Annotated in this window: 28 protein-coding genes, 1 tRNA gene, 1 other RNA gene and 1 pseudogene; 14 read left to right on the forward strand and 17 right to left on the reverse strand. The window is 70.3% G+C overall.

Going from position 1 to position 26,020, the window contains the following annotated elements; genetic code table 11:
- Nucleotides 1-51: 51 nt before the first annotated feature.
- From KW83_RS05110 to KW83_RS05120, 3 genes are all read right to left on the reverse strand, one after another.
- Entirely contained in the window at nt 52-1,203 is a 1,152-nt protein-coding gene (locus KW83_RS05110) for an extracellular solute-binding protein (protein WP_036175576.1), read from the reverse strand.
- Between the two features lie 82 nt (nt 1,204-1,285).
- Complete coding sequence (locus tag KW83_RS05115; RefSeq protein ID WP_036176023.1) at nt 1,286-2,392, reverse strand: ABC transporter ATP-binding protein; 1,107 nt, start codon at nt 2,390-2,392, stop codon at nt 1,286-1,288.
- A gap of 189 nt (nt 2,393-2,581) precedes the next feature.
- Nucleotides 2,582-2,667: transfer RNA gene (locus KW83_RS05120), tRNA-Leu, on the reverse strand.
- A gap of 159 nt (nt 2,668-2,826) precedes the next feature.
- Here KW83_RS05120 and lipB point away from each other — a divergent pair.
- On the forward strand, nt 2,827-3,519 hold the full coding sequence (gene lipB / locus KW83_RS05125; RefSeq protein WP_051928280.1) for a lipoyl(octanoyl) transferase LipB: 693 nt from the start codon (nt 2,827-2,829) through the stop codon (nt 3,517-3,519).
- On the opposite strand, the gene KW83_RS05130 is transcribed toward lipB, so the two are convergent.
- Complete coding sequence (locus KW83_RS05130; RefSeq protein WP_036175579.1) at nt 3,503-3,958, reverse strand: nucleoside deaminase; 456 nt, start codon at nt 3,956-3,958, stop codon at nt 3,503-3,505. The genes lipB and KW83_RS05130 overlap by 17 nt on opposite strands.
- A 28-nt stretch (nt 3,959-3,986) precedes the next feature.
- Here KW83_RS05130 and KW83_RS05135 point away from each other — a divergent pair, with 28 nt between their 5' ends.
- A complete protein-coding gene (locus KW83_RS05135) occupies nt 3,987-4,772 on the forward strand; it encodes a pseudouridine synthase (RefSeq protein WP_036175583.1) in 786 nt (261 codons plus the stop codon).
- A 3-nt stretch (nt 4,773-4,775) separates the two neighbouring features.
- Here KW83_RS05135 and KW83_RS05140 read toward each other — a convergent pair whose 3' ends face one another.
- Genes KW83_RS05140 through KW83_RS05160 form a run of 5 tightly spaced genes read right to left on the reverse strand, consistent with a single transcriptional unit; the run spans nt 4,776 to nt 9,335 of the window.
- Nucleotides 4,776-5,471: an ABC transporter ATP-binding protein gene (locus KW83_RS05140; RefSeq protein WP_036175586.1), complete on the reverse strand. Its 696-nt coding sequence runs from the start codon at nt 5,469-5,471 to the stop codon at nt 4,776-4,778.
- Nucleotides 5,464-6,180 carry an ABC transporter ATP-binding protein gene (locus tag KW83_RS05145; RefSeq protein ID WP_200879659.1) on the reverse strand — a complete coding sequence of 239 codons (717 nt, stop codon included), beginning with the start codon at nt 6,178-6,180 and terminating at the stop codon, nt 5,464-5,466. Before KW83_RS05145 ends, KW83_RS05140 begins: the two co-directional genes overlap by 8 nt.
- Nucleotides 6,177-7,121: a branched-chain amino acid ABC transporter permease gene (locus KW83_RS05150; protein ID WP_036175592.1), complete on the reverse strand. Its 945-nt coding sequence runs from the start codon at nt 7,119-7,121 to the stop codon at nt 6,177-6,179. The genes KW83_RS05145 and KW83_RS05150 overlap by 4 nt, the downstream gene beginning before the upstream one ends.
- On the reverse strand, nt 7,118-8,044 hold the full coding sequence (locus tag KW83_RS05155) for a branched-chain amino acid ABC transporter permease (RefSeq protein WP_036175595.1): 927 nt from the start codon (nt 8,042-8,044) through the stop codon (nt 7,118-7,120). The genes KW83_RS05150 and KW83_RS05155 overlap by 4 nt, the downstream gene beginning before the upstream one ends.
- A gap of 4 nt (nt 8,045-8,048) precedes the next feature.
- A complete protein-coding gene (locus KW83_RS05160; RefSeq protein ID WP_036175598.1) occupies nt 8,049-9,335 on the reverse strand; it encodes an ABC transporter substrate-binding protein in 1,287 nt (428 codons plus the stop codon).
- A 180-nt stretch (nt 9,336-9,515) separates the two neighbouring features.
- Between KW83_RS05160 and KW83_RS05165 the strand changes: the two genes are divergently transcribed.
- The 10 genes from KW83_RS05165 (at nt 9,516) to KW83_RS19665 (ending at nt 18,218) form a co-directional block, all read left to right on the forward strand.
- A complete protein-coding gene (locus KW83_RS05165) occupies nt 9,516-9,761 on the forward strand; it encodes a hypothetical protein (protein ID WP_036175601.1) in 246 nt (81 codons plus the stop codon).
- On the forward strand, nt 9,761-10,630 hold the full coding sequence (locus KW83_RS05170) for a 5-bromo-4-chloroindolyl phosphate hydrolysis family protein (RefSeq protein WP_036175603.1): 870 nt from the start codon (nt 9,761-9,763) through the stop codon (nt 10,628-10,630). The genes KW83_RS05165 and KW83_RS05170 overlap by 1 nt, the downstream gene beginning before the upstream one ends.
- Nucleotides 10,631-10,634: 4 nt before the next feature.
- Nucleotides 10,635-11,795, forward strand: a complete 1,161-nt coding sequence (locus KW83_RS05175; protein WP_036175606.1) for a toxic anion resistance protein — start codon at nt 10,635-10,637, stop codon at nt 11,793-11,795.
- A gap of 1 nt (nt 11,796) precedes the next feature.
- On the forward strand, nt 11,797-12,759 hold the full coding sequence (locus KW83_RS05180; protein ID WP_036175609.1) for a DUF2927 domain-containing protein: 963 nt from the start codon (nt 11,797-11,799) through the stop codon (nt 12,757-12,759).
- 72 nt (nt 12,760-12,831) lie between these two features.
- Nucleotides 12,832-13,941: an SPFH domain-containing protein gene (locus KW83_RS05185; protein WP_036176029.1), complete on the forward strand. Its 1,110-nt coding sequence runs from the start codon at nt 12,832-12,834 to the stop codon at nt 13,939-13,941.
- A 51-nt stretch (nt 13,942-13,992) separates the two neighbouring features.
- Nucleotides 13,993-14,475, forward strand: a complete 483-nt coding sequence (locus KW83_RS05190) for a cytochrome b (RefSeq protein ID WP_036175612.1) — start codon at nt 13,993-13,995, stop codon at nt 14,473-14,475.
- Between the two features lie 22 nt (nt 14,476-14,497).
- Entirely contained in the window at nt 14,498-15,097 is a 600-nt protein-coding gene (locus tag KW83_RS05195) for a cytochrome B (RefSeq protein WP_235191361.1), read from the forward strand.
- 53 nt (nt 15,098-15,150) lie between these two features.
- Nucleotides 15,151-16,248 (forward strand): TFIIB-type zinc ribbon-containing protein, encoded by a 1,098-nt coding sequence (locus KW83_RS05200; RefSeq protein WP_235191362.1) that lies wholly within the window; start codon nt 15,151-15,153, stop codon nt 16,246-16,248.
- Between the two features lie 14 nt (nt 16,249-16,262).
- Nucleotides 16,263-17,186 carry a carbohydrate kinase family protein gene (locus tag KW83_RS05205; RefSeq protein WP_036175618.1) on the forward strand — a complete coding sequence of 308 codons (924 nt, stop codon included), beginning with the start codon at nt 16,263-16,265 and terminating at the stop codon, nt 17,184-17,186.
- A 91-nt stretch (nt 17,187-17,277) separates the two neighbouring features.
- A protein-coding gene (locus KW83_RS19665) for an IS630 family transposase (RefSeq protein ID WP_161785428.1) occupies nt 17,278-18,218 on the forward strand; the annotation gives its coding sequence in 2 pieces (ribosomal slippage) (nt 17,278-17,610 and nt 17,613-18,218; 939 coding nt in all).
- Between the two features lie 23 nt (nt 18,219-18,241).
- Here the strand turns inward: KW83_RS19665 and KW83_RS05220 are convergent.
- From KW83_RS05220 to nudC, 3 genes are read right to left on the reverse strand one after another with little or no spacing between them, the layout of a single operon-like run.
- The gene (locus KW83_RS05220) at nt 18,242-18,937 is read right to left on the reverse strand and encodes a CDP-alcohol phosphatidyltransferase family protein (RefSeq protein ID WP_036175621.1); all 696 of its coding nucleotides are present in this window, start codon (nt 18,935-18,937) and stop codon (nt 18,242-18,244) included.
- Nucleotides 18,938-18,980: 43 nt separating this feature from the next.
- Nucleotides 18,981-19,445 carry an SRPBCC family protein gene (locus tag KW83_RS05225; RefSeq protein WP_036175624.1) on the reverse strand — a complete coding sequence of 155 codons (465 nt, stop codon included), beginning with the start codon at nt 19,443-19,445 and terminating at the stop codon, nt 18,981-18,983.
- 43 nt (nt 19,446-19,488) lie between these two features.
- The gene (gene nudC / locus KW83_RS05230; protein ID WP_036175627.1) at nt 19,489-20,454 is read right to left on the reverse strand and encodes an NAD(+) diphosphatase; all 966 of its coding nucleotides are present in this window, start codon (nt 20,452-20,454) and stop codon (nt 19,489-19,491) included.
- Between the two features lie 134 nt (nt 20,455-20,588).
- Here nudC and KW83_RS05235 point away from each other — a divergent pair, with 134 nt between their 5' ends.
- Nucleotides 20,589-22,421, forward strand: a complete 1,833-nt coding sequence (locus tag KW83_RS05235) for a metallophosphoesterase (protein ID WP_036175630.1) — start codon at nt 20,589-20,591, stop codon at nt 22,419-22,421.
- 32 nt (nt 22,422-22,453) lie between these two features.
- Nucleotides 22,454-22,550, forward strand: an RNA gene (gene ffs / locus KW83_RS19670) — signal recognition particle sRNA small type.
- 33 nt (nt 22,551-22,583) lie between these two features.
- Here the strand turns inward: ffs and KW83_RS05240 are convergent.
- The 5 genes and pseudogenes from KW83_RS05240 to ispH form a co-directional block, all read right to left on the reverse strand.
- Nucleotides 22,584-23,207 carry a trimeric intracellular cation channel family protein gene (locus KW83_RS05240; RefSeq protein ID WP_036175633.1) on the reverse strand — a complete coding sequence of 208 codons (624 nt, stop codon included), beginning with the start codon at nt 23,205-23,207 and terminating at the stop codon, nt 22,584-22,586.
- 7 nt (nt 23,208-23,214) lie between these two features.
- Nucleotides 23,215-23,667 (reverse strand): ribonuclease HI, encoded by a 453-nt coding sequence (gene rnhA, locus KW83_RS05245; RefSeq protein ID WP_036175636.1) that lies wholly within the window; start codon nt 23,665-23,667, stop codon nt 23,215-23,217.
- A gap of 57 nt (nt 23,668-23,724) precedes the next feature.
- Complete coding sequence (locus KW83_RS05250; protein WP_036175639.1) at nt 23,725-24,174, reverse strand: DUF3429 domain-containing protein; 450 nt, start codon at nt 24,172-24,174, stop codon at nt 23,725-23,727.
- A gap of 96 nt (nt 24,175-24,270) precedes the next feature.
- Nucleotides 24,271-24,885, reverse strand: a pseudogene (locus KW83_RS05255) (LysE family translocator).
- Nucleotides 24,886-24,936: 51 nt separating this feature from the next.
- Entirely contained in the window at nt 24,937-25,887 is a 951-nt protein-coding gene (gene ispH / locus KW83_RS05260; RefSeq protein ID WP_036175642.1) for a 4-hydroxy-3-methylbut-2-enyl diphosphate reductase, read from the reverse strand.
- Nucleotides 25,888-26,020 lie beyond the last annotated feature (133 nt).

Consider the following 26,020-nt stretch of genomic DNA (forward strand, 5'->3'; position numbering starts at 1 on the left):
GGGTCCGTACGGTGCGGCAGGGCGGCGTGAACCGCCCTGCCCCGGCGTCGCTTACTGGGCGAGCCAGCTCTGGAACTTGGCGTCCAGATCGTCGCGGTAGTCGGCCCACCACTCGTAGTTGATGACGAACGCGTTGGAGGCGTTCTCCGGGTTGGTGGGCATGTGCGGCGCCATGTCGATGCCGAGTTCGGCGTGCTGGCCGACCAGCGGCGCCGAGGACTGGCGCGCCGGTCCGTAGCTGATGTACTTCGCCTGATCGGCGAGGCGCTGGGTGTCGGTGGCGAACCACAGGAAGTCCTTGACCCGGTTCAGCGCCTCTTCCTCAAGGCCCGTGGGGATGATCCAGCCGTCCAGGTCATAGGCCTGCGCGTCCCACATCATCGCCACCGGCTGGTCCTGCTCGGCGATCAGGCTGAACAGCCGGCCGTTGTAGGTCGAGCCCATCACGACCTCTCCGTCGGCCAGAAGCTGGGGCGTGTCGGCGCCGGCGCTCCACCACACGGTCTGGTCCTTGATCGTGTCGAGCTTGGCGAAGGCCTGGTCCTGGCCCTCGTCGGTTTCGAGCACGTCGTACACGTCCTCCTGGGGAACGCCGTCGCACATCAGCGCCCATTCCAGGTTGTTGAGCGGACGTTTCTCAAGGCTGCGCTGGCCCGGGAACCTTTCCAGATCGAAGACGTCGCAGATCTGCGACGGCGTCTCGCCGTTCCACTCGGAGACGTCCGTCCGGTAGCCGAAGGTGTAGGAATAGGCGATCTGCGGAATGAAGCAGTCGCTGACCAGCATGTCTTCGGTGAAATCGTCCTCTGCGGAGGTGCCGTCCGGGGCGGGGGCGGCGATCTCGTTGATGTCGACCTCCATCGCCAGGCCCTCGTCGCACAAGCGCATGGCGTCGGCGGCGGTGACATCGACCAGATCCCAGGACAGGTTGCCCGCCTCGTTCATGGCGCGCAGCTTGGCGACCGCCTCTGCGGAGGATTCGTCCCAGGTGATCGTGACCTCCGGGTTCATCTCCTGGTAGGGATCGGTATAGGCCTTGCGCTGGCTTTCCTGGTAGGCGCCGCCCCAGGAGGAGATGACCAGCTCATCGGTCATCGGCTCACCGGCGACGGGGCTTTCGGTGGTCTGGCTGTCCTGGGCGAAGGCGCCCGTCGCCGCGACGGCGAAGGCGGCAGAGCCCATCATCAAAGTCTTGAGTGTCACGTTCGGTTCTCCTTGATAAATGCCCGTTTCACGCTTTTGTCCTTCGGCTCCGGGCGAGGCCATGAAGGTTGAGCCGCGGCACTCACGCATCGAGCGCGCGGCAATCCTGGGGCAGCCAGCCGATCTTGACGCTGTCGCCCGGCGACAGACGGACCTGATCGGCGCGGTTGCGTGTCTTGACCACGAAATCGTCGCGGCCCGCCACCTTGAGGCGGGTGCGGAAGACGTCGCCCATGTAGATGAATTCCAGCACCTCGGCATCGAGCGTATGGGCGCTTTCCCCGAGGCTGGGGTTGAACTCGACCCGTTCGGGCCGGATCGAGACGAGGGTCTTGTCGCCCTCCTTCTCGATGTTGACGGGCAGCGCGTCGATCGTCTCTCCGGTGCCGTCCAGCTTGACGGTGCAGCGGTCGGCCGAGAGCGTCGCGACGGTGCCGCGCAAGGTGTTGTTCTCACCGATGAACTGGGCGACGAAGCTGTTCTTCGGCTGTTCGTACAGCTCATCGGGGGGGGCAAGCTGCTGGATGCGCCCGTCGTCGAACACCGCGACGCGGTCCGACATGGTCAGCGCCTCCGTCTGGTCGTGGGTGACATAGACCACGGTGATGCCGAGGTCATGGGCCAGGCGGGTGATCTCGAACTGCAGCGTCTCGCGCAGCTGCTTGTCGAGCGCGCCGAGAGGCTCGTCCATCAGCACCAGCTCCGGCTCGAACACCAGGGCACGGGCCAGGGCGATGCGCTGCTGCTGGCCGCCCGAGAGCTGGGCCGGACGGCGGCCGCCGAAATCGCCCATCTGCACCATGTCGAGCGCGCGGCCGATCTTCTCCTGTCGCGTGGATTTGCCCATCTTGCGGACCTCCAGCGGAAAGGACAGGTTCTCTGCCACCGTCATGTGCGGGAAGAGCGCGTAGTTCTGGAACACCATGCCGATGCCGCGCTTGTGGGGCGGGATGTTGTTGATCTCGGACCCGTCGAGGCGGATCTCGCCGTGGGTGGCGGTCTCGAACCCGGCGAGCATCATCAGGCAGGTGGTCTTGCCCGAGCCCGACGGTCCCAGCATGGTCAGGAATTCGCCCCTGCCGATGGACAGGTTGAGGTCCTTCACGACGAGCGTCTCGCCGTCATAGCTTTTCTGCACGCGATCGAATTCCACGAACGCCTGCGCGCCTTGGGTGTCCAGCACCGACATCTCCCCGTTGTTGCTGTTGACCAGCGATTTTGGCGGAGCAAAGCAAAGCGGCGTCTGCAATGCAAGCGCGCCGCAGGATAAATCGAGCGAATCGGGAATGTGCCGGAAATTTGCCCGCAGGTGCCGCGAAATCGGGAAATCCGCCTGCGAAGGGGCCGTCGGGAGGAAAGGTCAGACCCGGCCGGAGAGTGGTGCGGTCGAGAGGACTTGAACCTCCACGGGTGTTACCCCACAGCGACCTCAACGCTGCGCGTCTACCATTCCGCCACGACCGCCCGAGGCGTCTCGGGGCCCTCTCCGGCCGGGTGGCGGCGGTGTAGCGAAAGGCCGGCCCGATGGAAAGCGGTTTTTTGGCCGCCGGGCGGGGCGGCGGGTTGCCTTCGGCGGGGCGGCGTGGAGACTGCCGGGGGGCAGCGGAAAGGGGCGCGGTGGCGATGGTCGAATGGCGGATCTCCGAAGGGCTGGTCGCCTATGAGGACGCCGTCGCCGCGATGGAGGCGCGGGCGGCCGCGATCCGCGCGGGCACGGCGGGGGAGCTGGTGTGGCTGCTGGAGCATCCGCCGCTCTACACCGCCGGCACCTCCGCGCAGGCGCGCGATCTGGTGGATCCGGAGCGGTTTCCGGTCCATGCGGTGCGGCGCGGCGGGCAGTACACCTATCACGGACCGGGCCAGCGGGTCGTCTACGTGATGCTCGACGTGGCCGCGCGGGGGCGCGACGTGCGCCGCTTCGTGGCCGATCTGGAGGCCTGGGTGATCGCCACGCTGGCGCGGTTCAACGTGCGCGGCGAGATCCGGCCCGGCCGCGTCGGGGTCTGGGTCGTGCGGCCCGACAAGGCGCCGGGGCCGGACGGGGCCACGCGCGAGGACAAGATCGCAGCGATCGGCGTGCGGCTGACGCGCTGGGTGTCGATGCACGGCATCGCCATCAACGTGGAGCCGGACCTGAGCCATTTCGACGGCATCGTGCCCTGCGGCATCGCCGATCACGGCGTCACCAGCCTGGTGGACCTGGGTCTGCCGGTGACGCTGGAGGATGTGGACGTGGCGCTGCGCGGAACCTTCGGCGCGGTCTTTGGAAAAGACGATTTTTCATCGAAAAATCGCGGGCCTAGCGTCGCGCCCTGAAAAAGGACCTCAACAGTTCGTCCGCCTCCGCGGCGCCGATCCCGTCGTAGACCTCCGGCGCGTGGTGGGACTGGGGATGGGCGAACACCCGCGCGCCATGGGCGACGCCGCCGGATTTCGGGTCCGCCGCCCCGTAGTAGAGCCGGGCGATGCGGGCCGCGGCGATGACGCCCGCGCAGGCCGCGCAGGGCTCCAGCGTCACGTAGAGATCGCAGCCCGTCAGCCGGTCCCGGCCCAGAGCGGCGCAGGCGGCGCGGATCGCCTGGACCTCCGCATGGGCGGAGGGGTCGCGCCGCGCGCGCGTCTCGTTGCCCCGCGCGGCCAGGACGCGGCCCTGGCGGGAGACCACGACCGCGCCGACCGGCACCTCGCCGCGGGCGGCGGCGGCGCGGGCCTGGGCCAGGGCCGTGCCCATGTGGCTGCGGAAGGGGCTTTGCATGGCCCCTGACTGCCCCTAGACGAAGCCCATGACAAGCCGAACCCCAGAGGGCGAACGCATCGCCAAGGTCATCGCCCGCGCCGGCCGCGCGTCGCGCCGGGAGGCCGAGCGGCTGATCGCGGAGGGCCGCGTGGCTGTGAACGGTCGCCGTATCGACGGCCCGGCGCTGAACGTCACAAGTGCCGACCGGATCGAGGTGGACGGACAGGCGCTGGCGGCGGCGGAGACGCCGCGGCTGTGGCTCTATCACAAGCCCGCGGGTCTGGTGACCACGGAGCGGGACGAGAAAGGGCGCAGGACGGTCTTCGAGAGCCTGCCCCCCGAATTGCCGCGGGTGATGTCGGTGGGGCGGCTGGACCTGACGTCCGAGGGGCTGCTGCTTCTGACCAACGACGGCGGGATCAAGCGGCGGCTGGAACTGCCCAGGACCGGCTGGCTGCGGAAGTACCGCGTCCGGATCAACGGCACCCCCGAGGATGCGGCGTTCGAGCCGCTGCGCCGGGGCATCGTGGTCGAGGGGCAGCGGTATCAGCCCATGGAGGTGCGCATCGACCGCCAGCAGGGCGCCAACGCCTGGGCCACGGTCGGCCTGCGCGAGGGCAAGAACCGCGAGATCCGCCGCGCCATGGACGTGCTGGGATTCCCGGTGAGCCGGCTGATCCGGGTGTCCTTCGGGCCGTTCCGCCTGGGCGATCTGAAGGCCGGCGAGGTCGAGGAGGTCAAACCCCGCGTGTTGCGCGACCAGCTTGGCCTGCCGACCGAGGGCCATGCCGAAAAATCCGCCGCGAAGCGGAGCGTCAGGCGGCGGCGCTGAGGGTCAGACGCCCAGGTGGCGGCGCAGTCGCGCGGGGTCCGCGGCAAGGTCGGCGCGGGTCAGGGTGCCGCGGGTCCGGCCGGTGTCGATCAGCGTCACCCGGTCGGCCAGCGCCGTGATCGCGTCGATGCGGCTTTCGACCAGCACGACGGCCAGCCCCGCGTCCCGCATCCGCAGGGTCACGTCGCGGATCAACGCGGTCATGGAGGGCTGCAACCCCTCCGTCGGTTCGTCCAGCAACAGCACCCGCGGCTCCAGCGACAGGGCGCGGGCGACGGCGAGCATCTGCTGCTCGCCCCCCGACAGGCTATGCGCCCGCTGGTCAAGCCGCTCTCCCAGGCGGGGAAAGAGGCCGATCATGCGGTCGCGGATCCCGGGGCCGGCGGTGCCGGCGCGGCGGCCCATCTCCAGGTTCTCGGCCACCGTCATGTCCGGGAACAGGCGGCGGCCCTGGGGCACGTAGCCGATGCCCCGGGCGGCGATCCGGTGGGCGGGAACGCCCGTCAGATCGGCCCCGTCCAGCGCGATCCGGCCCGCGCCCGGCACCACCAAGCCCATGACGGCGCGCAGCGTGGTGGTCTTGCCCGCGCCGTTGCGGCCCGCAAGGCAGTGGATCTCACCCGCGCGGGCCGCCAGATCGACGCCGGCAAGGACCTTGACGCGCCCGTAGGCGGCGTGAACGCCCGCAAGCTCAAGCATCCGCCGTGCCCAGATAGGCGGCCTGCACCGCCGGGTCGGCCCGGATCCGGTCGGGCGGACCCACGGCGATCAGCCCGCCGGCGTCCAGCACCGCAATCCGTCCGGCCAGGCGCATGACCACGTCCATGTTGTGCTCGACCAGCAGCACGGCGGTGGCGGCGGGCAGGTCGTCCATGAGGGCCACGAACTCGGCCACCTCGGGTTCCGACAGGCCCTGGGTGGGTTCGTCCAAGATGAACAGGGCCGGGTTCTGCGCAAGGCCCATGGCGATTTCCAGCACGCGCTGGTGGCCGTAGCTGAGATCGCCCGCGGGCTGGTCGGCGCGCGCCAGGAGGCCGACGCGGCCCAACGTCTGCTCGGTGCGGAGCTGGACCCGGCCTTCGCCGCGGACGGTGCGGCGCAGTGCCAGGGCCACGTTCTCGCGCACCGGCAGGTCGGCGAAGACGGAGGTGATCTGGAACGTATAGGCCATGCCCATGGCGATCCGCGCATGGGCCGGCAGCGCGGTGACATCGCGGCCGCGCAGCAGCACTCGGCCCCGGTCGGGCCGGATGCGGCCCGCGATCATGGCGGTGAAGGTGGATTTGCCCGACCCGTTCGGCCCGATCAGCGCCAGCGTCTCCCCCGCCGGCAGGGCAAGGTCGATGCCGTCGCAGGCGGTGACGCCGCCGAAGGATTTCGACAGGCCGCGGGTCTCCAGCAGGGTCACGGCAGCCATGGCGCCGCCTTCCTGCGGATCAGCCCGGCCACTCCCTGCGGGGCAAAGAGCGTGAGGCCGATCAGCGCCGCCCCCGCGACCAGCATGTAGGCGTCGGTCACGCGGCTGGACCAGTCGATGAGATAGAACATGAGCGCCACGCCGACGAGCGGGCCGACCGTGGTCCCCGCCCCGCCCAGAAGCACCCAGAGAAGCGGCAGGATCGAGTACTGCACGGTGGCGAAGCTGGCCCCCACATAGCCGAAGAGCATGGCATAGGCCGCCCCCGCCAGCCCCGAGAGCGTGCCCGACAGCACCACGGCGACAAGCTTCAGCCGCGCGGTGTCGTAGCCGAGCATCCGGGCGCGCTCCTCGTTCTCGCGGATGGCGATCAGGGTGCGGCCGAGGCGGGATCCGGTCAGCGCGGCGGTGGCGAGGAAACAGGCGGAAAAGAGGGTGAGCGCGGCGACCAGCCGCGCGCCGTCGCCGCGCAGGTCGAAACCGGCAAGGCGGCGCGCGGCGGCGGGCAGCACGAAGCCCTCGTCGCCGCGGGTCCAGGTGCCGAGGTAGAGGATCGTCAGGTATCCGGCCTGGGCGAACATCAGCGTCACGATCATGAAGGCGACATCGCGGGTCCGCAGCGCCAGCGCGCCGGTCAGCCCCGCCACCAGGGCGGCGGCGGCGACGCCGGCCAGAAGTGCGGCGCCCGCGGACAGGCCGCCCAGGGCCGCCGAGAGGCCGAAGCCGTACATGCCGGCCGCGAAGAACAGGGCGTGGCCCAGGCTCAAGAGCCCGGTGTAGCCGAACAGCAGATTGTAGCCCATGGCATAGACGGCCAGGACCAGGATCCGCGTCAGGTTGCCGGCGTGGTAGGCCGGAAGGGTCGCGGCCAGCAGCGCCAGGCACGCCACGATGCCGCCGTGGAGCAGCAGGCTGCGGCGCGCGTCGATCATGCCCGGGCGCGGCCCATCAGCCCCTGGGGGCGGAACACCAGCACCAGCGCCACGGCGAGGGTGGCGACGATCTTGGCCAGGGTGGGCGACAGGAACACCGACACGATCCCGTCGGTCATCCCGATCAGCAGTGCCGCGACCACGGTACCGGGCAGGCTGCCGAGTCCGCCGATGATCACGACGATGAAGGACAGAAGCAGCGGATCGCCGCCCATCAGATAATGGGCCTGCTGGATCGGCACCACCAGCACCGCCCCCATGGCCGCCAGCGCCGCGCCCAGTCCGAAGACCCGGGCAAACACGCGGGAAACGGGAACGCCGAAGGCCCGGGCCATGTCGCGGTCCTGCTGGGTCGCGCGCATCACCAGGCCCGCGCCGGTGCGGGTCATCAGCGCCCAGAGGCCGGCCAGGATCGCGGCCGCCGCGGCGATGACGAAGAGCTTGTAGGCGGTGATGGACAGACCCCAGGGCCAGTAGAGCGCCAGGCCCTCGGCGGTGCGCTCGACCCAGGGCAGCGCGATGCGGGCGTCGAAGGGCGGCGCCACCGGGCGCGCGTCGGGGCCGAAGCCCATCAGCACGGTCTGCTCGATGACGTACATGAGGCCGATGGTGGCGACGATGGTGCGCTCCGGGTCGTAGCCGACGCGGGCCAGGATCAGCCGGTCGGCCAGCATGGCGCCCGCCCCCACCAGCAGCGGTGCGGCCAGAAGCGCCGCGGCGAAGCCCAGCGCGGGATGCGCGCCGACAAGCTGTGCGATCCACCACGCGGCGACGGCGCCCAGCATGAAGAACGCGCCATGGGCCACGTTGACGACGCGCATCACACCGAACACCAGGCTGAGGCCCATGGCCGTCAGCGCCAGCACGGCCGAGGTGACCGCGCCCTCCAGCAGGGCCAGCATCAGGTGGGGACCGAACTCCATCGCGTCAGAACGGACGCGTCGTGTAGTCCACCTCGTCCTCGTAGAGCGTGTCCTCGACCGAGGTCTCGTGGACGCGGATCAGACGGCCGCCCTCCACCCGGCTGACGCTCTGGCGGCCGAACACCTGGTGGGTGCGGCCGTTGAAGAGCTTGTCGCCCTGGGGGTGGTCGTCGGACAGCGGCATGTCGGTCATGGCCTCCACCGCCTCGATCAGCGCCGGGCGGTCGGAGGGGCCGCGGTATCCCGCCGTCTCCATGCCGGCCTTGATGACCGACAGCGTTTCCCATACGCCGAACATGTGCGCGTAGGTGGAGACGTCCCGGGGATCGTCGATCGAGGCGCCGGTGTCGTCCACCCCCACGGCGGCGCGGTAGCGCGCGTCGTGCCCGGTCTGGTCGGGCTGGGCGAAGCGCGGCATCCCCTCCCACAGATGGGAGCCTTCCAGGAACTCCAGGCCGGGGCTGGCGATGTCCACCGCCTCCAGGCTGTCGATGAAGCCGAAGAGCGCAGGACCGCGGCCGCCGAAGAATTCGCCCATCTCGCGCACGAAGGTCAGGACGGCGGGGCCGACCATGACATGGTAGAGCACCTCCGTCTCACGCGGGATGCGGGGAAAGTAGCGGGTAAACGAGGTCTCCGCCGGCGGGACCGGGATCTGGGCGATGACCTCACCGCCCTGGGCCGCGATGGCGTCGGTGAAGAATTCCCGGTGATCGTGACCGAAGGCGAAGTCGGGGAAGATCATGGTGACCTTCCGGCCGATGTTCGCGGCGACATAGGGCGCCACGGAGCGGACCTGGCTTTTGACGTCGGTGATGCCGGGTTGCAGCGTGTAGCGGTTGAGCGTCCCGGAGGCGACGTGATGCCCCTCGGACACCACGAAATAGGGCATCTTCAGCTCTGCGGCCCGGGGCGCGGAGCCGATCACCACATTGGAGAACAAGGGCCCGAACACCAGGTCGGCGCCGTGGAGATTGGCGAAGCGGTCCAGCACCTCGGCGCCGCGGCGGGGGTCGGTGCCGTCGTCCTCTGCGATCATCCGCACCTGACGGCCCGCGATGCCGCCGGCGTCGTTGATCCGGGCGACGGCGGCGGTGGCCACACGCTCGTACCAGCGCCCGTAGGCGGCGCCGATGCCGGTGCGGTGGACCTGAAACCCCAGCTTCAGCGGGCCGGCGCCCTGGGAATGGGCCATGCGCGCCACATCCCCCAGCAGCACCGCGGCCCCGGCGGCGCCGAACGTGGCAAGCGCCCTGCGGCGCGTCGGGGCGGGTCGGGGGGGCTGGGTCATGGCGGCCTCTGATTGGGGCGGGGTCGATACACGTAATGGCCCCGCGCCGCGCCGCGGTCCAGCCTTTCGCGGCAATTGCGGGGCAGGGCCCGCGGGAAATCGGCACCCTGCGCGGCCGGTCGCTGGCGCCCGGGCCGGTTGGTCCCTATATCGGAGGCGAACCGTTGCCGGGGGCCGCCCATGCCGCGCCTTCTTCTGACCGCCCTGGTTGCCGCGCTGGTCGCGGCGCTGATCGCGCTTGCCGCCCGCAGCCTGGCAGAGGCCGGGCGGGGACTGCGCGGCCGTCTGGCGGGAGCGCAGGACGCCGACGGGACGGGAACCGGACGGACGGCCCGCAACAGACTGGGAGAGACACCGATGCAGCGCCTGTCCTTCGTCCTTCTGGTGGCGCTGATCTTCTACGCGGCTATCTGGGGGGCCGGATGATGGCCGAACGCTACGGAGGCGTCCATTCGCCGGGCGGCCCGCCGGCGGCCGCCGCGCGGCCCCGGCGACGCAGCCGCGCCGGCGCGCGGGCCAACGCGCTCTTCGTGGCGCCCGTGCCGCTGCTCTTGACCGCCTTTGGGCAGGACCCGCTGGGCCTGGCCTTCGACCTGGCCGCCTTCTTCGTGCTGATCGGCGCCGCGTGGCTGACCCGCGAGGGGCTGCGGGCCGAAGACGCCTATGACGCGCGGCCGACCGCCCGCCGCCCCGCCCTGCCCCGCAAGATGCTGGGCGCCGCGGCCACCGGCGCGGGCCTGGCGCTGGCCGGGCTGCCGGCGCTGGGCGGCGCGCTCGTGCTGGCGGTGCTGGGGATGGCGCTGCATGTGGCGGCCTTCGGCATCGACCCGTTGCGCAACAAGCACGCCGCCGGCGCCCCCGGCTGGCAGTCAGAGCGCGTCGCCCGCGCCGTGGACGAGGCCGAGGCGCATCTGGCCGCCATGCGGGACGCCGTGGCGCGGACCGGCGACCGGCCCCTCACGGCGCGGGTCGAGGGGTTCGCGGCCACCGCCCGCGCGCTCTTCCGGCGGGTCGAGGAAGACCCCCGCGACCTGCCCCAGGCCCGCCGCTGGCTGGGCGTCTACCTGCTGGGCGCGCGCGACGCGGCGCGCAAATACGCCGATCTTTCCGGCCGGGTGCGGGACCCGCAGGCGCGCGACGCGTTCACATCGTTGCTCGACGACCTCGAACAGGGATTCGCGCGCCGGACCGAGACGATGCTGCTTGACGACCGTTCCGATCTGGACATCGAAATCGACGTGCTCAGGGACCGTCTGGACCGCGAAGGCGTTGCCATGGGACGAAAGGACGACTGACGCGATGCCGAACGACACGCCGAAAGACCCGCTGCAGACAGAGGTCGCGGATATCGCCGCCGAACCCGCCACCGCCCCGGCGGCCACCACGGTGCCGGACTACGCCCTCACCGAAGGCGCGGCGCGGCGCGCGCTCGACGCGCGTCTGGCCGAGATCGATATCGCCGACGCCGGCTCGATCATCGGCTTCGGGTCCGCCGCGCAGGAGGAGCTGCAGCAGATCAGCCAGTCGATGCTGGCCGACGTCAAGAACAAGGAGACCGGACCGGCGGGGGACAGCTTGCGCCGGATGGTGTCTGCGCTGCGGGGGTTTTCCACCGCCGAACTGGACGTGCGGCGGCAACGGACGCTGTTCGAGCGGCTTTTGGGACGCGCCGCGCCGGTGTCGCGCTTCATCGCGAAATACGAGGACGTCCAGAGCCAGATCGACGACATCACCGGAGAGTTGCAGGGCCATGAGCACCGGCTGCTGAAGGACATCAAGGCGCTGGACCTGCTCTACGACAAGACGCTGGAATTCTACGACGAACTCGCCCTCTACATCGCCGCCGGGGAGGAAAAGCTGCGCCGGATCGACGCCGAGGACATCCCCGCGGCAGAGGCCCGCGCCGGCGACGGCACGGGCGACGACGTGATCGACGCCCAAAGCCTGCGCGACCTGCGCGCCGCCCGCGACGACCTGGAGCGGCGGGTCCACGACCTGCGGCTGACCCGTCAGGTCACGATGCAGTCCCTGCCGTCGATCCGGCTGGTGCAGGAGAACGACAAGTCGCTGGTGATGAAGATCAACTCCACCCTGGTCAACACCGTGCCCCTGTGGGAGACGCAGCTGGCCCAGGCGGTGACGATCCAGCGGTCCGAGGAGGCCGCCGACGCGGTGAGATCGGCCAACGACCTGACCAACGAGCTGTTGACCTCGAACGCCAGGAACCTGCGCGGGGCCAACGCCAAGGTCCGCACCCAGGTCGAGCGCGGCGTGTTCGACATCGAGGCGGTCAAGACCGCCAATGCCGAGCTGATCGCCACCATAGAAGAGAGCCTGGCCATCGCCGACCGGGGCAAGGCCGCGCGCAGCGCCGCCGAGGGCGACCTGGCGAAGATGGAATCCGACCTGCGCGACACCCTGTCCCGCGCCCGCGGCCGCGCCACCGCCGGGGGCGGCTGAGATGGGCGGGCGCGCGGCCCTGTCGGCTCTGGCGGCGGTCCTGGCCGCCGCGGGGTGCGTCCAGTCCACCGACACGGTGCCGGACAAGACCCCCCCCCAGGCGCGCGCCGCCCCTGAGCCGCCGCGCTCTCCCCGGCCCCCGGCCGCCCTACGAACCGATCCCGAGAGCGAGGCTCTGCGGGCCTATTACACGCGGGTCCAGGCCGGGCTGGAGGCTCAGGGGCTGCTGCGCCGGGACGGCGGCGGGCCGGATACGCCCTATGACGCCGACCGGCTGGCCGAGACGTTCCTGCAGCTGGCCTTCTACGAGGAATACGCCCCCGATACGGGCGTGCTGATCGCGCGCGAGACGCGCTCTCGGCTGCACCGCTGGACGGAGCCGGTGCGGATCGAGACCCGGTTCGGACGCTCCGTGCCGGCCGGTGAGCGGGTGCGCGACCGGGGCGACGTGGCGCGGTTTGCCGGCCGGCTGTCGCGGGCCGCGAACCACCCGATCTCTGCCGTGCCCCAGGGCGGCAACTTCGTGGTCTACATCGTCAATGAGGCGGAGCGCCGCGCGCTTGGCCCGGAGCTTTCGGCCCTGGTGCCGGGCATGGGGCCCACGGCGCTGGATTCGGTTCTGAACCTGCCGCGGTCCAGCTATTGCCTGGTCTTCGCCGCCGACCGGGAGGAGACCGGCGGCTACAGCCGCGCCGTGGCGATCATCCGGGCCGAGCACCCCCCCCTCCTGCGGCTGTCGTGCATCCACGAGGAGGTGGCGCAAGGGCTGGGGCTGGCCAACGACAGCCCGCGCGCCCGGCCGTCGATCTTCAACGACGACGAGGAATTCGCGCTTCTGACCACCATGGACGAGCAACTGCTGCGGATCCTCTACGACCCGCGGCTGAAACCCGGCATGAGCGAGGAAGAGGCGCGCCCCATGGTCTTTCGCATCGCGCGGGAGATCATGGGCGCGCAAAGCTGAGGCGCCGCCCCATCCGCAGGCCGGGCCGACAAGGCCCCGGGGATGGCGGGCGGCGCGGAAAAAGGGACGGACATGGCGATTTTCGATTTCCTCTCTGGCCAGTTCATCGACGTCATCCATTGGGTGGACGACCGGCAGGACCGGATGGTCTGGCGGTTCGAGCGTCAGGGCCACGAGATCAAGTACGGCGCCAAGCTGACGGTGCGCGAGGGCCAGGCCGCCGTCTTCGTCCACGAGGGGCAGCTGGCGGATGTGTTCATGCCCGGGCTCTACCTGCTGGAGACCAACAACCTGCCGCTGCTGACCAGCCTCCAGCACTGGGACCACGGTTTCCGCTCACCCTTCAAGTCCGAGATCTACTTCGTCAACACCACCCGGTTCACCGACCTCAAATGGGGCACCAGGAACCCGGTGATCCTGCGCGATCCGGAATTCGGGCCGACCCGCGTGCGCGCCTACGGGACCTATGCCGTCAAGGTCGCCGATCCCGGCCTGTTCCTGACCGAGATCGTCGGCACCGACGGCGAGTTCACCGCCGACGAGATCAGCTTTCAGATCCGCAACGTGATCGTGCAGGAATTCAGCCGCGCGGTGGCGCGATCGGGGATCCCGGTCCTCGACATGGCGGCGAACACGGGCGACCTGGGCAAGCTGGTGGCGGCCCAGATCGCCGGGACCGTCGCCGCCTACGGGCTGGGCATCCCGGAACTCTACGTCGAGAACATCTCATTGCCGCAGGTCGTGGAATCGGCGCTGGACAAGCGGACCTCCATGGGCATCAGCGGCGATCTGGGGCGGTTCACCCAGTACCAGGCGGCCGAGGCGCTGACCCGGCCCGGTTCCGGCGCCGGGGCGGCGATGGGCACGGGCTTCGGCGCCGGCCTGGGGATGCAGATGGGCGGGATGGCGGCCGGCCCCTGGGGTCCGCGCCCGGCCGCGCCGCCGCCGCCGCCGCCCGCGCCGGAACGGGTCTGGCACATCGCGGCGGAGGGCCGGACCAGCGGGCCGTTTTCCACCGCGCGGCTGGGTCGGATGGTCGCAGAGGGCACGCTTTCCCGCGACAGCCTGGTCTGGACCCAGGGGCAGGACGGCTGGATGCGGGCCGAGGACCTGGCCGATCTGGCCCGGCTCTTTACCGTCATGCCGCCACCGCCGCCGCCGCCGGGGCGGGAACCGGAATGATCCGGCACGCATTCCCAGCGGGATTCCGGCCCGGATCGAAGGATATGTTCCATGGCCCAGAGAGACTCCTACTCCGCGTCCCAGATCGCGCTGCACTGGGCCATCGTGCTGGCCGTCGCCGCGACCTGGCTGGCCAGCGACGGCATGGGCAAGCTGGTGGATCAGAAAATGCAGGGCACCCTGACCACGACCTGGCCGCTGCACGTGATCCTGGGGCTGACGGTCCTGACCCTTGCGGCGATCCGGCTGGTCGTGCGCCTGTCGCGGGGGGCGCCGGGCGCCAAGCCGGGCACGCCGGAACCGCTTGCCAAGGCGCGGCACTGGGGGCACGTCCTGCTCTACGTGCTGTTGATCGGCACGCCGCTGGGCGGGATCGCGGTGTGGTTCCTGGGGATCGACGCCGTCGCGCCATGGCATCCGATCGCCGGCAACGCGCTGGTCATCCTGGCCGGTCTGCACGCGGCACTGGGACTCTACCATCATTATGTGCGCAAGGACGGCACGCTGCGGCGGATGATGACGCCGAACCCCTGAACCTGGCCGCGCGCGGATGAGCATGGCGAAACTCCGCGCCGCGCGCCCGCGTGGCTTGGCCATGTCGCTTGGCCGATCGCTCCACCGCCGCCTGCCGGCCCGCCGGGCCTGGCTGAAGTCGCTGCATCTGGCGATGATCCCGCTGTTCGCCTGGTTCATGGTGATGCAGCCCGACGACGTGGTGCCCATGGGTGAGCTTGCCTGGGACATCCATTCCAAGCTGGCGCTGGTGTTCGTGTCCATGGTGCTCTTCTGGTATGCCGACTACCTGCGCCGCGGTCTGGCGGGACGGCCGGGGCCGAAGCTGGGACCCCGCGCACGGGCGTTTCACCGCGGCCTGCACCGCACGCTGATCTGGGGGCTGTTCCTGGTGGCGCTGTCGGGGTTCGGGCTGGGGCTGACCTCTGCCACGCTTCTCAAGGCGGGCGACATCCTGCCCGTGGCGCCGCCCCTGGACATGCCGCGGCTCAACGCGCTCATCGGCTGGTTCCACACGGTGGAGTTCTACGCGCTGGGCGGCGTCGTCCTGGTCCATGCGGGGTTCCATGTCTGGCGCCATGTCCGCCTGCGCGACAACGCGCTCAGGATCATGGCGCCCCGGGCGCTGCACCGGTTCCTGTAGGCCCGGCGGACGATTGCGAAGGCCCGCGGGCTCTTCTATCCCGGGGGGGGCGGATGACCGACGCGAGAGGCCCTTCGATGGTCGAGGATCAGCGCTTTCCCTGCCCTTCCTGCGGCGCGGACCTGACCTTCGACCCCGGCTCCGGCGATCTGGTCTGCGGGTTCTGCGGCCACCGCGAGGCGACCGCGGGCGCCGCCTATGCCGGGCCGGCGCTGCGAGAGATCGACTTCGCGCGCGCCATGGCCGACGGCCTGGGCGGCGCCGACACCGCCGAGACGCGGGTGAGCCATTGCCCGAACTGCGGCGCCGACATCACCCTGTCGCCGCAGATCCACGCCACGGTCTGCCCGTTCTGCGCCACCCCCTTCGTGGGCGATACCGGGGTGGAGCGGCGGATCAAACCCCAGGGCGTGCTGCCCTTCCGTGTCACGGAAGCCGAGGCGCGCAAGGCCCTGACCGACTGGCTGCACGGTCTGTGGTTCGCGCCGAACGCGCTGCGCCGCTTCGCGCGCAAGGGGCGGGCGATGACCGGGGTCTATCTGCCGTTCTGGACCTTCGACGCCCGGACCCGGGCGCGCTATCGCGGCGCGCGGGGCCATGTCGAGACGCGCAGCTATACCGATGGGGAAGGCCGGCGCCGGACCCGCACCGTGACCAGCTGGTTTCCCGCCTCCGGCGAGGTGTCGCGCGTCTTCGACGACATTTTGGTGTCCGGCTCAGGCACCCTCCCCGACGCGGATCACGCAGGCCTGGCACCCTGGGATCTGGCCGCCCTGGCGCCCTATTCCCCCAGCTATATCGCCGGTTTCCAGGCAGAGGCCTACGCCGTCGGCCCCGAGCCGGCCCGCGACACGGCCATGGCGATGATGGAACGCGCGATCCACGCCAACATCCGCCGCGACATCGGCGGCGACCGGCAGCGGATCGACCATGTGGCGTTCCAGGCCCGCGACGTGACCTTCAAGCACGTGCTGCTGCCGGTCTGGCTGGCCGTCTACACGTTCCGCGGCCGCATGTTCCGCGTCGCGCTGAACGGCCAGACCGGCCGGGTGACCGGAGAGCGGCCCTATTCGTGGATCAAGATCGGGCTTGCCGCCCTATTGGCGTTGATCGTGGCGGGCATCGCCTATTACACCGGGCAGCAGTCCTGAACGGAGGCGACACCATGATCCTGTGCGCGGGCGAAGCCCTGATCGACATGCTTCCGCGCGAAAGCGCCGCCGGAGAGCCTGCCTTCGCCCCCCATGTGGGCGGCGCGGTGCTGAACACCGCGGTGGCGCTGGCGCGGCTGGGGCGGCCGACGGCGTTCTTCTCGGGCATCTCCACGGATCTCTTCGGCGCGCAGATCGCCGGGGTGCTCAAGGCGGACGGGGTGGATGTGTCCTGGTCCCATCGCAGCGACCGGCCCACGACGCTGGCCTTCGTCACGCTGACCGGCGGCCAGGCGAAATACGCCTTTTACGACGAGAACACCGCCGGGCGGATGCTGGCAGAGGCCGACATCCCGCACGACATCGCGGCTGAGGCCTGTTTCTTCGGCGGCATCTCCCTGGCGGTGGAGCCCTGCGCGGACACCTATGAGGCGCTGTCGGCCCGGCTTGCGCCCGGCATGCCGATGATGATCGACCCCAACGTGCGCCCGGGCTTCATCCGCGACCGCGACGCCTATACGGCGCGGATCTGGCGGATGATCGGGCGGGCGGACGTGGTGAAGATCTCGGACGAGGATCTGGACTGGCTGATCGCGGGCGGCACGCTGGAGGACAAGGCACGCGCCGTGCTCGACCGCGGCCCGTCGCTGGTCTGCCTGACCCGCGGCGCAGAGGGCGCGACCGGGATCACGCGGCAGCACAGCGTTCCCGTCGCGTCGCGCCGGGTCACGGTGGTGGACACGGTGGGCGCGGGCGACACGTTCAACGCCGGCCTGCTGGCGTCGCTGTCGGAACAGGGGCTGCTGACGAAGGCGGCCATCGGCGCGCTGCCGGCCGAGGCGATCGAGGCGGCGCTGTCCCTGGGTGCGGCGGCCGCCGCCGTCACCGTGTCGCGCGCCGGGGCCAACCCGCCGCGCCGGGACGAGCTGACCGCCTAGAGCGGGATGAAATCAGCCTGAATCGATAGAGGATTCACAGGCCTGCATTTTGGTGATTCACTGTTGCCGACCACAAGATGGAGGGCGAGTAGTGGGTAGAGCACTTTCAATGGACCTTCGAGAGAGGGCAATGGCGCGGCTGTTGGGGGGCGAGAGCGTGCGTCAGGTCGCAGCGGCCCTGGATGTGGCTCCGTCCAGTGTTGTGAAGTGGTCGCAGCGTTTGCGTGCGACCGGGAGTTGCGCTCCGGCAGGGACAGGCGGCCACCCGCCACGCAAGATTGCAGGCGGGCATGAGGCGTGGCTTCTGGAGCGGATAACGGAGCCGTTCACACTGCGCGGACTGGTGGTGGAACTGGCCGAGCGCGGGCTCAAGGTCGACTACCGCACCGTCTGGGCCTTCGTGCGCCGCACGGGCTACTCGTTCAAAAAAAGACCCAACTCGCCGAGGAGCAGAACCGCCCCGACGTGAGCCGCCGCCGTGTGCGCTGGAAGCGGCACCAGGGCCGGATCGACCCCCGTCGTCTCGTGTTCATTGATGAAACCTGGGCCAAGACCAACATGGCCCCGCTGCGCGGCTGGGCTCCCAGAGGTGAACGCCTGATCGGGCGGGCCCCGCATGGTCACTGGCGCACCATGACCTTTATCGCAGCGCTGCGTCATGATCGGATCGACGCGCCCTTTGTTTTGGACGGTCCCGTCAACGGCGAAGCGTTCCGGGCTTATGTCGCGCACGTGCTCGTCCCAACCCTGCGCCCGGGCGATGTGGTGGTTATGGACAATCTGGGCAGCCACAAAGGGCAAGCCGTGCGGCAGGCGATCCGTAACGCGAAAGCGCATCTACTTTTTCTGCCGCCCTACAGCCCCGACCTGAACCCGATTGAACAGGTCTTCTCGAAGCTCAAACACATGCTCCGCAACGCAGCCGAGCGCACAATGGAGGCAACGTGGCGCAGGATCGGGACACTGCTCGACCGCTTCAGCCCACAGGAGTGCGCGAACTACCTCGCCAATACTGGATACGCTTCAAGCTAATCTCATCATGCTCTAGGGGCGGTTCAGCCGTCCGGGCCGTGGATCGCCTGTTGCACGATCCCCGCAAGGGCCAGATAGAGCGACGCGGCGATCAGCCCGACCTGAAGCGCCGGCCAGGGTTCGAAATCCTGCCAGGCCGCGGCGCCGGCCATCAGCGTCCAGGCCAGGGCCACCGGCAGCGTCACCCGGCGCCAGCGTTTGGTGCGCACCGGGTGGACGAATTTCAGCGGCAGGAACATCGCCACGGCCAGAAGCACCGTGATGGCCAGGATCGTCCACCACCGGGGCTCGACCGCGAAGAACACCAGCACAGCCATGTTCCAGCAGCCCGGAAAGCCCGAGAACGAATAGTCCCGCATCTTCATGCGGGTATCGGCGAAATAGACCACGCCGGCATAGGTGATGACGATGATCGCGATCCATCCGGTCCATCCCGGCAGCAATCCCGACGCGAAGAGCGCGTAGGCGGGGATGAACACATAGGTCAGGTAGTCGATGATGAGGTCCATCAGCACGCCGTCGTACTCTGGCGCGTTGGACTTGACGTCGTAGCGGCGGGCAAGGGGGCCGTCGATTCCGTCCACGGCGAAGGCCACCACCAGCCAGAGCCACATCAGACCCCAGGCGGACTCGACGGCGGCCAGCATCGCCAGCATGGCGAAGACCGCGCCGCTGGCGGTGAGAAAGTGAACCGAAAGGGCCTTGAGCGACGCGGTCATCGGGCAAGGATGGCAGGGAGAGGGAGGCGGCGCAACGGGCGGATCAGCGGTTCGCGGCCGGCTTGCGCTCGACCTTGACGGCAAGCCTGTCGAGCCGCCGCGACAGCCGCCGCTCCAGCGCGCCGCGCGCCAGCTTGAGCGACTGGATCAGGATCCGCGCCGTCATGGTCGACGGCTTGAGATCGACCGAGGCGAAGACCCGCGTGCCCTTGTCGCCCAGGTCCATGAGTTCGACGTTGCCCAAAGCCATCAGCCCGTCGATGGTCCCGCGGATCGCAAGCTGCTGATCGGGATCGAAGGTCACCACGGCCATGTCGGCCCGGCGCCGCCGCCCGCGATAGTCGAAGGCCACCCGCCACGCGGCCCGTGCCGGCGCGCTGCCGTCGTCCAGCCGGGACACGTCCACATCGGCGCCGCGGGCCTGGGCCTCATGGGCGGGGAAGTCGGCCAGCTTCGCGAAGACGTCGGCGGGCTGTGCTGCGATATCCTTGCGGGTTGAGATCTTCATGGCGATAGGCCCGGGATTCGCGCGGTTGGGCGGCAGGGTGAAGTCAATTCAGCCGGTCCGCAAGCCAGTTCATCAACAGGAAATGCGCGATCGCGCCCGGGCGGGCGGCGCCGACCCTTGGGTGCTCTCCGGCCATAACGGTCAGCACCTCCTCGCGCCGCATCCAGATCGCGTCCTCGATCTCGGTCGGATCGACGCGGATGCCGGTGCTGACGGCCGCGGCGTGGCAGCCGATCATCAGCGATGCGGGGAAGGGCCAAGGCTGGCTGGAAAGGTACGATACCGTCCCTATCCGCACGCCGGTCTCTTCCCATGTCTCGCGGCGGACGGCGGCCTCCACGGTCTCACCCGGCTCCACGAACCCCGCGAGCAGCGAATACATCCGCTCCGGCCAGCCGGGGGAGCGGCCCATGAGGACGGCGTTGCCGGCGGTGACCAGCATGATCACCACCGGATCGGTGCGCGGGAAATGATGGCGTCCGCAGGCGGGACAGGTGCGCTGCCAGCCAGCCTGGGACGGCAGGCTGGCTGCGCCGCATCGCGCGCAGAAGCCGTGGGTTCGGTGCCATTCGAAGAGCCCGCGCGCGGTGGCCGACAGTTCCGCGTCGCGGCGCGACAGCAGCGTCATGGCGGCGCGCAGGTCGGTGAAGGCACCCGTGGCGATCAGCGGATGACGCTGCACCGATGCATCCGCGAACGTCCCCGGCGCGCCCGCGCCCTCGGCGGGCGTCCAGTGCGACAGGTCCACGGCAAAGCGCGGCACGCCGCCGTCGCGGCCCAGGAACAAGGGCGGCGGCGCCCCATCGAGCGCCGGATGATCGGCGGCCAGGTCCACCAGCAGATGGCCGCCGCTTTCCGCATCGGTGTCCAGAAGCGGCTTGCCGCGCCAGAGCACGATGGTGCGCGCGGCGGGATCCGACAGGAGCGCCTTTTGCGCCGCCGCGCCGCGCTCTGCCGCCGCGCGATCCAGGCCGGAGCTGCCGAAGGTCACCTGTTCCGCGGTCCTCATGGGCCGGACCATCCCCCGCCGGGCGCCGGGGTGCAAGGCGCAAGCCAACGGCGTTTGCAACCTATGCGTGAAGTGATACGGAAGGGCATACACTGGGGAGTGTGTCGGTGACAGTGACTTTACGGCAGCCGGCGATGGCGGCCGCACGGGTTCTTCTGCGGATACTGGCGACGACGGACCTTCATGCGGAGATCCGGCCGTTCGACTATGCCGCGCGCCGGGCCGACCCCTCCAAGGGCCTCAGCCGCGCGGCAAGCGTCATCGCGCGGCTCTCGCAGGAGGTGCCCAACCGCATCCTGCTGGACAATGGCGACTTCCTCTTCGGCCGCAGTTACGGGGGGTTGTCGGATCGCGGCACCCGCGGCGTGGTGGCGGCGATGAACACGCTCGGCTACGATGCGGGCACGCTGGGCAACCACGAGTTCGACGCCGGAGTCGGGATGCTGGAAAGCGCCATGGCCGGGATCGACCGGCCGCTGGTCTGTGCCAACCTGTTCCTGAGAGAGACCGGCGCACCCTTCCTGCCGCCCGACGTGCTGATTCGGCGCGACGTCGAGGACGTGGCCGGCAACCGCACGACGGTGCGGATCGGCGTGGTGGGCTTCCTGCCGCCATCGACCATGCAGAGCACGGGACAGGCGGTGTCCCGCAAGCTGATCGTCGCGCCGGTGGCCGAGATCGCGGCCGAGCGGATCGCGGATCTCAGGGCGCGGGGTGCGGATCTGGTGATCGCGCTCTGCCACGAGGGGCTTTCGGCGGCGGATGGCGACGATCTGGCCCGGCAGCTTGCGGGGATGGGCGGGATCGACGCCATGGTGCTGGGCCACAGCCACGGGCTCTTTCCCGGGCCGGGCTATGACAAGGCGCCCGGCGTGGACCTGCGGCGCGCGACGGTGATGGGCGTGCCGACCGTCATGCCCGGATTCTGGGGGCGGCACGTGGGCCAGATCGACCTGGCGCTGGATCCCGCCCCCCGGGGATGGCGTGTCGCCCCCCTGGCGGCGCAATGCCATCCGGTGGCGCGTCTGGCCCAGGACCGGATCGTGGCGCTGGTTCCCTGCGCGCCGGCGGTGCTGCGGGCCAGCGCGCCGCTCCATGCGGAGGCGCTGCGCCAGAGTGGTCAGGCGCTGGGCCGCGTGTCGGCGCCGATGCAGACCTATTTCACCCGCGCCGGCAGTTGCCGGGCCACCCGCACCGTGGCCCGCGCCATGCGCCGCGCGGTCGAGCGGAAGCTGGCCGGCACGCGATGGGCCGAAATCCCCGTGGTGGGCCTGGCCGCACCCTCGGCCTGCGGCGGCCGCGGCGGGCCCGAGGACTACCTGGACCTGCCTGCGGGGCCGGTCTTCGACGCCGATCTGCGTCGGTTGCACCCGTTCAGCGACCGCGTCGCGGGGATCGTCACCGACGCGGGCCAGCTGACGCTGTGGCTGGAACGCAGCGTCAGCGCCCTGGCCCAGGTGCTGCCCGGACGGCTGGTGCCTTCGTTGGTCGACCCGGAGTTCCCGGCCGCCGATTTCGACCTGCCGGAGCCGGCGACGTTTCGCGTGGATCTGTCCCGCCCGGCGTCCTTCGGGCCGCGCGGCACGCGACGTGGCGCGCCCGCCGGCCGGGTCCATGGGCTGGAGCTGGACGGCGCGCCACTGGATCCGCGGCGGCCCGTGGTGCTGGCCACCACGGCGCATCGCGTGAACGGCGGCGCCGGATTTCCGCGCCCCGACGGCCGCACAGTGATCGAGACGGACGAGACCGTTCCCCTGGCGATCCAGCTGCTGCTGAGCGGGCCGGAGGATCTGGCCGCGGCGACGGCCTTCCGGCTCGACCCGCTGGCCCAGGCGCTGGCGCTGTTCCAGACCGGGCCAGCCGCATCGCTGCACCGTCCCGCCTTGCCGGGCATTCAGGTGCGGGACATGGGGGTCAACGCCAACGGGTATCTGTCCTATCTTCTGGCCTTCGGCGGCGAGGCTTGAAACCGGTCCCCGCCGGGGGTATCTGATCGGCTGAGAGGTTGGCACGGGCAGGCACCTCGCCAACCCGGTCAGGTCCGGAAGGAAGCAGCCGTAACGAGCCTCGTCTGGGTCGTTGTCCAGCCTCTCACCCCTCTCCCACGGCCCGCCCGGCCCCGTGCCGCGTCAGCGCACGCGGGGCGGCCTGGAGCGATAGACCGGCAGCCGCCAGCCAAGCGCCAGAGAGCCGGCGCGGAGCGCGAAGGTGGCGACCGCGCCCGCGGTCAGCGCCGGGGGAGGGCCCGCGCCCAGCCATGTGGCCAGGACCGACGCTGCGGACCCGGCAAGCGCGGCGGTCGCGTAGATCTCACCCTGCCGCAGCACCAGCGGCACCTCGTTCGCGACCACGTCGCGCAGCAGCCCGCCGAAGGTGCCGGTGGCCACGCCCATGACCAGCACGATGGGCCAGCTCTGCCCGCTTTCCAGCGCGACGCCGGTGCCTGCCGCGACGGCCGTCGCCAGCGCGCCGGCGTCCAGCCAGTAGAGCGCGCCGAGCCGGCTTTCCAGCAGATGGGCGGTGAAAAAGACCAGCACGGCGGCAAGCCCGGCCAGTCCGAGATAGCTGGGGCTTTCGATCCACAGCACCGGCCTGTCCAGCAGCAGGTCGCGCAGGGTGCCGCCGCCCAGGGCGGTGACCGTGGCCAGGAACGCAAAGCCGACCAGGTCGAGCTGCGCGCGCGAGGCGGTCAGCGCGCCGGTCAGCGCGAACACGAACACCGCCGCGTGGTCGAGGATCGAGACCGCGGTCATGGCGCGCTCACCGCTTGTAGGGTGCCATGCCGGCGCGGGCCAGTTCGTCCGCGCGCTCGTTCTCCGGGTGGCCGGCGTGGCCCTTGACCCACTCCCATTGTACGCGATGGGTGGCCTGCGCGGCATCGAGGCGCTTCCACAGATCCTCATTCTTCACCGGCTTCCTGGCCGAGGTCTTCCAGCCGTTCTTCTTCCAGCCGTGGATCCAGGAGGTGACGCCGTTCTTCACGTACTGGCTGTCGGTGACCATGGTGATCGTCGTGGGCCGGGTCAGCGATTCCAGCGCCGCGATGGCGGCCAGAAGCTCCATGCGGTTGTTGGTGGTCCCGGCCTCTCCGCCCGACAGTTCACGGCGCTTGACCTCAGACGGGCCGTCGCGGGCGATCAGCAGCGCGCCCCAGCCGCCGGGGCCGGGGTTTCCGGAGCAGGCTCCGTCGGTATAGGCGTAGAGATCGGGCATCGGGCCTCCGCTGGTCCGGGCCTTCCTAGGGCAGGGCGGCGCCGGACAGAAGGGGGGTCAGAGCGCCACGGGAAGAAGGCAGATCACGACCACGCCCGTCAGGATCAGCCGCAAGGAGAGCCACCAGACAGGGGCCAGCCCCTGAGCCTGGAACATCGCGTCGAGTCCCAGGATGCCGACGAACCCCGCGATCAGGTAGATGGCCGCCGAGGTCGGTCCGCCGCCGACGAAGAAAAACGCCCACAGCGCGGGCAGGGTCGACAGCGCATAGCCGGTCGCCGCGACCACGCCCGCCGCGCGGGTGGCAAACCCCCAGAGCACGCCGGACATGAAGCTGAGGATCACCGTCCCGTAGGCCAGCTGTACATACGGTCCGGTGAATCGCGGGCCCAGGACCCCGGCCGACCATTGCGCCAGAGACGGGTTCAGCGTCGTGGCAAGGCCCCAGAGAAACGGCATCAGCCCTGCAAGGCCGAGGGTAAGCGGTGCTGTGGGGATGCGTGTCATGTCTGGCCTTCGGCGTCGTGGACAGCAGAGCCTAGGGCGGTCGGGCCCGGGCACAAGCGCCGCGATGGCCGATTTCGGCGGCGGCGCGCGCGCCGGTCAGGCGCGCTCCAGCGCCAGCCGCGCGGCAAGCCCAGCAAAGAGCGCCGCGATGCCGCGCGAAAGCTAGCGAAGCGCGGACGGGTTCTGGAGCACGCGGTCCCGCGCCCGGGCCGCAAGCGCGCCGTAAAGGACAAAGACCGCGAAGGTGAGCGCCATGAACAGGCCCCCGAGGACGGCCATCTCCAGGGTCGCGGTGCCGGGATCGCCGGACAGGAACGGCGGCAGAAGCGCCAGAAAGAACACCGACAGCTTCGGGTTCAGGATGTTGATGAGCGCGCCGCGAAGGGCGATGCGGGGGCCGGACAGGGGCGCCGCATCCGGCGCGACAGACAGCGCGCCGCCCGTGCGGAGCGCCTGCCACGCCAGCCAGAGAAGATAGGCGATGCCTGCCAGTTTCACGACCTGGAAGGCCAGCGCGCTGGCGTGAAGAAGGGCGGCGAGCCCCACGGTGGCCGCGGCCAGATGCGGCACGATCCCGATGGTGCAGCCCAGCGCCGCCCAGACCGAAGCGCGCCGTCCGCGTCCCAGCCCCAGCGCGACGCAGTAGAGCACGCCGGTGCCGGGGATCACGACCACCACGAGCGCGGTCAGCAGGAACTGGAGCGAGATCACCGGCGGCTCTCCCCGGGTGGACGTGACGGCACGGGCGCGCGCGTCAAAGGCTCAGGCCGGTTCGCGCAGCACGCGGGGGACCTTGAACTCGACGTGTTCCTCGGCGGTGACGACCTTTTCGACGGTGACCGCGAAACGGGCGCGGAACGCATCCACGACCTCGTCGATCAGGACTTCCGGTGCGGAGGCTCCGGCGGTGATGCCGACGGTCGAGATCCCGTCCAGCGCGCGCCAGTCGATGTCGTCGGCACGCTGGACCAACTGGGCGTAGGGACAGCCGGCGCGGCGCCCGACCTCGACCAGGCGCCGGGAGTTCGAGGAGTTCGGCGCGCCCACCACCAGCATCGCGTCGATGGCGGGTGCCATGGCCTTCACGGCCTCCTGACGGTTGGTGGTGGCGTAGCAGATGTCTTCCTTGTGGGGGCCGACGATGGCCGGAAAGCGGGCCCTGAGGGCAGCGACGATCTCTGCGGTGTCGTCCACCGACAGGGTGGTCTGGGTGATGAACGCCAACCGCTCGGGATCGCGCACCTCCAGCTTGGCCACATCATCGGGCGTTTCGACCAGCAGCACCTCTCCCGGGGGCAACTGGCCCATGGTACCCAGCGTCTCCGGGTGGCCGGCATGGCCGATCATCACCATCTGGCGGCCGTTCTGGGAATGCCGCTCCGCCTCGATATGGACCTTCGAGACCAGCGGGCAGGTGGCGTCCACATAGACCATTTCTCTGGCGCGGGCTTCGGCGGGCACGGATCTGGGCACGCCATGGGCCGAGAAGATCACCGGGCGGTCGGAGGGCGCGTCGTCCAGATCCTCGACGAATACCGCGCCCTTGCCGCGCAGACCGTCCACGACGAACTTGTTGTGCACGATCTCATGGCGGACATAGACCGGCGCGCCCCATTTTTCGAGCGCCATCTCCACGATCTTGATCGCGCGGTCCACGCCGGCGCAGAATCCGCGCGGCGCGGCAAGGTAGAGGGTGAGCGGCGGTGCGGTCATGGAACGGTCTCCTTGCCCGACACCTAGTCGCCCGCGCGCCGCGCGTCCAGATCGGCCGGCCCGCCCGGAGCGACGGCCGGAGCCTCCGGCGGGGATATTTTGGGGAAAGATGAAGGGGCGCGTCACCCCGATC

It is taken from the genome of Palleronia rufa (assembly GCF_000743715.1).
GTDB classification, from domain to species: Bacteria; Pseudomonadota; Alphaproteobacteria; order Rhodobacterales; family Rhodobacteraceae; genus Palleronia; species Palleronia rufa.

What these genes read in the sequence shown, in the direction of transcription:
- KW83_RS05115 (WP_036176023.1), bottom strand. Translation starts at nt 2,392, where the DNA reads ATGTCGGTGCTGGACACCCAAGGCGCGCAGGCGTTCGTGGAATTCGAT.
- lipB (WP_051928280.1), top strand. Translation starts at nt 2,827, where the DNA reads ATGGTCGAATGGCGGATCTCCGAAGGGCTGGTCGCCTATGAGGACGCC.
- KW83_RS05130 (WP_036175579.1), bottom strand. Translation starts at nt 3,958, where the DNA reads ATGCAAAGCCCCTTCCGCAGCCACATGGGCACGGCCCTGGCCCAGGCC.
- KW83_RS05135 (WP_036175583.1), top strand. Translation starts at nt 3,987, where the DNA reads ATGACAAGCCGAACCCCAGAGGGCGAACGCATCGCCAAGGTCATCGCC.
- KW83_RS05140 (WP_036175586.1), bottom strand. Translation starts at nt 5,471, where the DNA reads ATGCTTGAGCTTGCGGGCGTTCACGCCGCCTACGGGCGCGTCAAGGTC.
- KW83_RS05150 (WP_036175592.1), bottom strand. Translation starts at nt 7,121, where the DNA reads ATGATCGACGCGCGCCGCAGCCTGCTGCTCCACGGCGGCATCGTGGCG.
- KW83_RS05155 (WP_036175595.1), bottom strand. Translation starts at nt 8,044, where the DNA reads ATGGAGTTCGGTCCCCACCTGATGCTGGCCCTGCTGGAGGGCGCGGTC.
- KW83_RS05160 (WP_036175598.1), bottom strand. Translation starts at nt 9,335, where the DNA reads ATGACCCAGCCCCCCCGACCCGCCCCGACGCGCCGCAGGGCGCTTGCC.
- KW83_RS05165 (WP_036175601.1), top strand. Translation starts at nt 9,516, where the DNA reads ATGCCGCGCCTTCTTCTGACCGCCCTGGTTGCCGCGCTGGTCGCGGCG.
- KW83_RS05170 (WP_036175603.1), top strand. Translation starts at nt 9,761, where the DNA reads ATGGCCGAACGCTACGGAGGCGTCCATTCGCCGGGCGGCCCGCCGGCG.
- KW83_RS05175 (WP_036175606.1), top strand. Translation starts at nt 10,635, where the DNA reads ATGCCGAACGACACGCCGAAAGACCCGCTGCAGACAGAGGTCGCGGAT.
- KW83_RS05180 (WP_036175609.1), top strand. Translation starts at nt 11,797, where the DNA reads ATGGGCGGGCGCGCGGCCCTGTCGGCTCTGGCGGCGGTCCTGGCCGCC.
- KW83_RS05185 (WP_036176029.1), top strand. Translation starts at nt 12,832, where the DNA reads ATGGCGATTTTCGATTTCCTCTCTGGCCAGTTCATCGACGTCATCCAT.
- KW83_RS05190 (WP_036175612.1), top strand. Translation starts at nt 13,993, where the DNA reads ATGGCCCAGAGAGACTCCTACTCCGCGTCCCAGATCGCGCTGCACTGG.
- KW83_RS05195 (WP_235191361.1), top strand. Translation starts at nt 14,498, where the DNA reads ATGGCGAAACTCCGCGCCGCGCGCCCGCGTGGCTTGGCCATGTCGCTT.
- KW83_RS05200 (WP_235191362.1), top strand. Translation starts at nt 15,151, where the DNA reads ATGACCGACGCGAGAGGCCCTTCGATGGTCGAGGATCAGCGCTTTCCC.
- KW83_RS05205 (WP_036175618.1), top strand. Translation starts at nt 16,263, where the DNA reads ATGATCCTGTGCGCGGGCGAAGCCCTGATCGACATGCTTCCGCGCGAA.
- KW83_RS05220 (WP_036175621.1), bottom strand. Translation starts at nt 18,937, where the DNA reads ATGACCGCGTCGCTCAAGGCCCTTTCGGTTCACTTTCTCACCGCCAGC.
- KW83_RS05225 (WP_036175624.1), bottom strand. Translation starts at nt 19,445, where the DNA reads ATGAAGATCTCAACCCGCAAGGATATCGCAGCACAGCCCGCCGACGTC.
- nudC (WP_036175627.1), bottom strand. Translation starts at nt 20,454, where the DNA reads ATGAGGACCGCGGAACAGGTGACCTTCGGCAGCTCCGGCCTGGATCGC.
- KW83_RS05235 (WP_036175630.1), top strand. Translation starts at nt 20,589, where the DNA reads ATGGCGGCCGCACGGGTTCTTCTGCGGATACTGGCGACGACGGACCTT.
- KW83_RS05240 (WP_036175633.1), bottom strand. Translation starts at nt 23,207, where the DNA reads ATGACCGCGGTCTCGATCCTCGACCACGCGGCGGTGTTCGTGTTCGCG.
- rnhA (WP_036175636.1), bottom strand. Translation starts at nt 23,667, where the DNA reads ATGCCCGATCTCTACGCCTATACCGACGGAGCCTGCTCCGGAAACCCC.
- KW83_RS05250 (WP_036175639.1), bottom strand. Translation starts at nt 24,174, where the DNA reads ATGACACGCATCCCCACAGCACCGCTTACCCTCGGCCTTGCAGGGCTG.
- ispH (WP_036175642.1), bottom strand. Translation starts at nt 25,887, where the DNA reads ATGACCGCACCGCCGCTCACCCTCTACCTTGCCGCGCCGCGCGGATTC.